Origin of the sequence: Arthrobacter sp. Cr_A7, from assembly GCF_029222765.1 — a bacterium.
Taxonomy (GTDB): Bacteria; Actinomycetota; Actinomycetes; order Actinomycetales; family Micrococcaceae; genus Arthrobacter.
Window position 1 is genome coordinate 1 of the sequence record NZ_JARHXQ010000001.1, and the last position, 4641, is coordinate 4641.

The window sequence follows — 4641 nt, forward strand, 5'->3', positions numbered from 1 at the left end:
AAACCTCAGTCACGGCTCGCTCCGGAGCAACTTTCCAAACTTACCCGATCCCCGGAAGCTTTGCAAATCAGCGTTTCCGCGATTCCCAGCTCCCACAAACCAGCCCCACCCAAAACCGGCACGCTCAAAAGCGAACCATTTTCAGGCCGTTCATCAAGGGGGGTTGGCCGCTATCTTTCCGCATCAGCGGCGGCGACTCAGAAAACAATACACGCCCCACAACCCCACCGCAAATCGCCGCTCGATGGGGTCGAGCGCCGCCAAAACCCCCGAAGACACGGGGATTTTGGCAGCGCTAGCCCAGTCCCGCCGGCCCTAACCGCCAGGAACCGGTTCTATGGAGTGGCTCACATCGTCGGAGCTCCGCTCTTCGCACCAAACACCAGGGTGAAATCAGCTTCACGGGGCGTCAGCCGGTAGGGCTCGAGAACGCCGGGACCACAGGCAGCAGTTCCAACCCCGCGCATGACGTGGTCCAGGTACACGTAACTGCGCCCATCCGGCCTGAGTTCCGGCCGATGCGTGGCGGCGTCGAGGACTCCCAGGCTGTACGGCCGCACCGTGAGGGCAAACGGTTCACCCGATACCTCCAGCATGTTCCCCCCAACTACGAGGGAGGCAGACCGCACCCCGGCGCGGGCGCCGGCTTCCTGGGGCCGGACGTAGTCAACGTCCATGTCCGGGAGCGGAAGCGAGAACCATCCGGTGCGGGCACCCTGTCCGGTGTCCGGGTAGCTCTGGTGCGGCCCCTGCCCGAACCAACTCACCGTTGTGGTCTCGGCCGCAAGCACCACCTCCAACCCGATCCGCGCCCATTCCACGTCGAACCCGGCGTTCACCCATGCCCCCTGTGGCCGGACCTTTGTCCGGAGAGCAAGGGCGTCGCCGTCGCTGGTCCAGGTATAGTCCACAAGCACCCCGAACTGCTTGTCGGCAGCACTCATGCGCGTCCGGACGATCAGCTGCTCACCGCCGTCGGCAGCAGCTTCAGCACTAATGCCAAGCAGGCGCGTGTGGAGCCGGTCAAGTCCTGCATCCTTCCACTGCCGTGCAAGCGGGCGCTCGTCGCTGCCTCCCCACTCCCGCCCAAAGTCGTTGTCCGTCGGTGCCCACCATAACGCCAGCCCCATCTGCTCCACGGGAATGCCTCCGATGGAGGTGGGCATACCGGTGAAGCGGCTGAAAACGGCTGGACCAAGCCGCAGTTCCTCCTCGAGGACATCGATGCGCTCGCTTGGGCCTGGGATAACGACGGCGGAAGGCTCCCGCACTGCCTGGCCCCAGGCGATTTCGTGGCATGCGGCGGCCCAGGCAGAATCAGCGGCGAGGACAGCGCTCACGGTGAGCACCGCGGGGCCGCCGCCGGGGAGCACCGCTGCAGCGGTGCCGGCAACTGCGGCCGGCAGGGACACAACCATCTCGGACTGAGGTGCCAACGGCGCAACGTCCACTGTTCCGCCGTCGAGCGTGGCGCCGTCGTACTCCACCGAATAACGGAAGCTATACGCGGACGTGTCCGCAAAGTCGTGGCCGTTGCGGAGCCTGAAGCCCGACCAGTCCGCTGCGACCTCTATGCGCAGCGGCTCAATAACCTTCTTGAAGTCCAGCAGGCCGGGCCGGGGGTTACGGTTGGCGTCCACCAGGCCATCTGTGACGAAGTTGCCGTCGTGCACTTCCTCACCAAAGTCGCCGCCGTAGGCAAAATGCTCACCGCCACCCGGAGACGGCACGGTAATTCCATGTTCCAGCCATTCCCAGACAAACCCGCCCATCAGGCGCGGATACCGGTCAAAGAGCTCCTGGTACTCACTCATGCCGCCGGGCCCGTTGCCCATCGCATGCACGTATTCGCACAGCACAAAGGGCATGGCGCGGCGGCGCGCGTCCAGTGCGGGGTCCTCCAGCGGCGGCTCGGTCCCCTGCCCGATGAGCGCGGTTTCGGCCTGGCTTGCGTACATGCGCGAGTAGACGTCGACGTACGGTGAGGACCAGTCCCCCTCGTAGTGGATGGGGCGGGAGGGATCCCGGTCCTTGGTCCAATGGGACATCGCTGCGAGATTCCTGCCGGTGCCTGCTTCGTTGCCGAGCGACCACATGACCACGCACGGATGGTTCTTGTCCCGCTCAACAGTCCGGCGCATCCGGTCCAGCAGCGCGGCTTCCCACTGCGGGTCATCGGAGGGATTCTGCGCCCATCCGGCGCTTTCAAAGCCATGGGTCTCCAGATCGCATTCGAGCACCACATAAAAGCCCAGCTGGTCAGCAAGCGCGAGGAATTCCGGGTGCGGCGGGTAGTGCGACGTGCGGACGGCGTTGATGTTGTGCTGCTTCATCAGCCTCAGCTCCGCCTCCACGACGTCGCGGGGCACCACTCGGCCCAGGCGGGGGTGGTGCTCGTGGCGGTTCACGCCGCGCAGCAGGATGCGACGCCCGTTGACCTTGAACTGGGCGTCTTCGATGGTGATGCTGCGGAAGCCCAGCTGCAGGCTGACAGTCTCGCCGGTCGCGGTGATTGTTGCATGGTAGAGCCGCGGGACCTCGGCGGACCACGGTTCCACTCCAGGAACGCGCAGCTCCGTCCCGGCCGGCAGTTCCAGGTCCAGTTCAGGAACGCGTACGACGGCGTCAATCGCCTGGCCGCCCCGGCTCACCTCAACGCGCAGCACGCCTTCGCCGCTGAGATGGTCGTAGCCGGCGTGGACGAAGACGTCGTCGATCCCATCTGCGGGCCGGGCCTGCAGTGTAACGTCCCGGAAGATGCCCGGGAGCCACCACATGTCCTGGTCCTCCACGTAGCTCGCGGCCGAGAACTGGGCCACCCGCACAGCCACCGTGTTGGTTCCTTCAACCAGGATTCCAGAGACGTCGAACTCGTGAGCCAGGCGGCTGCCCCGGGTGGTCCCCAGTTCCACTCCATTCAGCCACACAGTTCCGGCGGACTCGATGCCGTCAAACCGCAGCAGGGCGTCCGGCAGGAACTCTGGGCCGGCCTCGAAGGTGAGCACGTGATCACCGATCGGGTTCACTTCCGGAACGTGGGGCGGTTCGACGGCAAAGGGGAACTGGACGTTGGTGTAGGCGGGGGATCCGTTGCCGTGCATGGACCAGCTCGACGGAACGGGCAGGCTGGAGAACCCTTCCAGTGCTTCCCCTTCCTGCCATCCGTCGGCAGGCGCCCTGCGGATGCCCGGACTGAGCCGGAACTGCCATTCACCATTGAGGGAGAGCTTGGGGGCGTTGCTCGAGAGGTACGCCCGCGCCGGGAGGGTGCCGCGGCCGGGCGCCAGGGATGAGAGCTCGCGCACGCCCTCCGCGCCGATTTCGAGGCTGCCGGAGGCCCGTGTGCTGATTGCGGCGGCGGCAACATGGGGCACTGCTGAGGGGGTCTGAACTGACATGGATGTTCCTTGCTGACGAGCCTTTTAGACGACGTGAACGTTCACGGCCAACGTTCAGCCTAGCTGCTGTGAGCATCTTTGAGTAGGGGTTCAGGCCGAACGTCGGACAATCAGCTCGTGCCGGAGAGTCAGGGACGCCGCAGGACTTCGAGCTTCGACCGAGCCCGACAGCAGGCCATCGAGGAGGTCGACGGCGGTGCGGCCAACAGTGCGCAGGTCCAGAGAAAGCGTGGTCAGTTCCGGGGTGGTCAGCTCGCCCAGGGGTATTCCGTCCATTCCGATGACAGCACAATCACCGGGCACCGACTTTCCGCCGTCCTGCAGGGCTTTCAGGGCACCTGCCGCCATGAGGTCATTGAACGCCAGAATCGCGTCTATCCGGACCCCGCTGCGCAGCAGGGCATCCACGGCCTCCCGGGCCGCCTTTGCGGACGGAGCAGCATGGCAGCGCGTCACCGCGATGCCGGCTTCAGCCGCCACCGCAGCGGTTGCCGAGCCACGGCTGGCAGCAGGGCCGCCCTGGTCCGAGTCAAGATAGGCAATGTCACTCCGCCCATCCGACACCAGGTGGTCCATTGCAAGCCGGGCCGCATAGGGGTAGTCGAACGAGATGTTCCCGGCAGCCCCGCCATCCGGGTGATCCAGGGCAACCACCGGACGCCGGCCCATCATGGCCTGCGCTTCGTCCGAGTGTTCGCCGAGGTACCCGATCAGGGCGTCCACTTGCGGCGCCAAGCGGGCCACCGCGTCGAGGCCGCTGGCGGTTCCATGGCCGTAATCATCCACCACAACATTCCAGCGCCGCTGCGTGGCGGCTTCCACCACGCTCGAGGCAAACGCAGGGAAGTAGGGGTTTGTCAGGTCAGGGATAGCCAGGCCTACAGAGATGCGGGCACCCTGGACCAGCCCTTTCGCGAAGCGGCTTGGGGTGTATCCGAGTTCAGTGGCGAGCCTTTGGACCCGCTCCCGGGTCACCTCGCTGATACCGGTCATGCCGTTCATGGCCCGGGTGACAGTTTGCCGGGAGACGCCCGCAGCCGCCGCGACGTCCATGATGGTGGCGCGCCGGCCGACGGGGTCTGGGGAACGGGTGCTCATAGCTCGTAAGTCTAGGGCTGCCCGGCGGTTCCTCTATCGGTTGTGGTTGTTCTCCGAGGTGTTTGGCCCCGTTATCTGATAGAGCATCTGGGGTTTGGGTGCGGGAGGTGATGGCGCGTCCCTCATTTGGGTGGGGGCGGGAGGT

2 protein-coding genes are annotated in these 4641 nt (G+C 65.6%); both read right to left on the reverse strand.

The window, feature by feature from the left end; translation table 11 throughout:
* Positions 1 to 347: 347 nt before the first annotated feature.
* On the reverse strand, positions 348 to 3398 hold the full coding sequence (locus tag P2Q66_RS00005) for a glycoside hydrolase family 2 TIM barrel-domain containing protein (protein ID WP_275724610.1): 3051 nt from the start codon (positions 3396 to 3398) through the stop codon (positions 348 to 350).
* Positions 3399 to 3488: 90 nt separating this feature from the next.
* On the reverse strand, positions 3489 to 4496 hold the full coding sequence (locus P2Q66_RS00010; RefSeq protein WP_275724612.1) for a LacI family DNA-binding transcriptional regulator: 1008 nt from the start codon (positions 4494 to 4496) through the stop codon (positions 3489 to 3491).
* Positions 4497 to 4641: the final 145 nt, after the last annotated feature.

Bases quoted from the DNA above. Each gene is read 5' to 3' on its own strand.
- P2Q66_RS00005 (WP_275724610.1), bottom strand. From the start codon at position 3,398: ATGTCAGTTCAGACCCCCTCAGCAGTGCCCCATGTTGCCGCCGCCGCA.
- P2Q66_RS00010 (WP_275724612.1), bottom strand. From the start codon at position 4,496: ATGAGCACCCGTTCCCCAGACCCCGTCGGCCGGCGCGCCACCATCATG.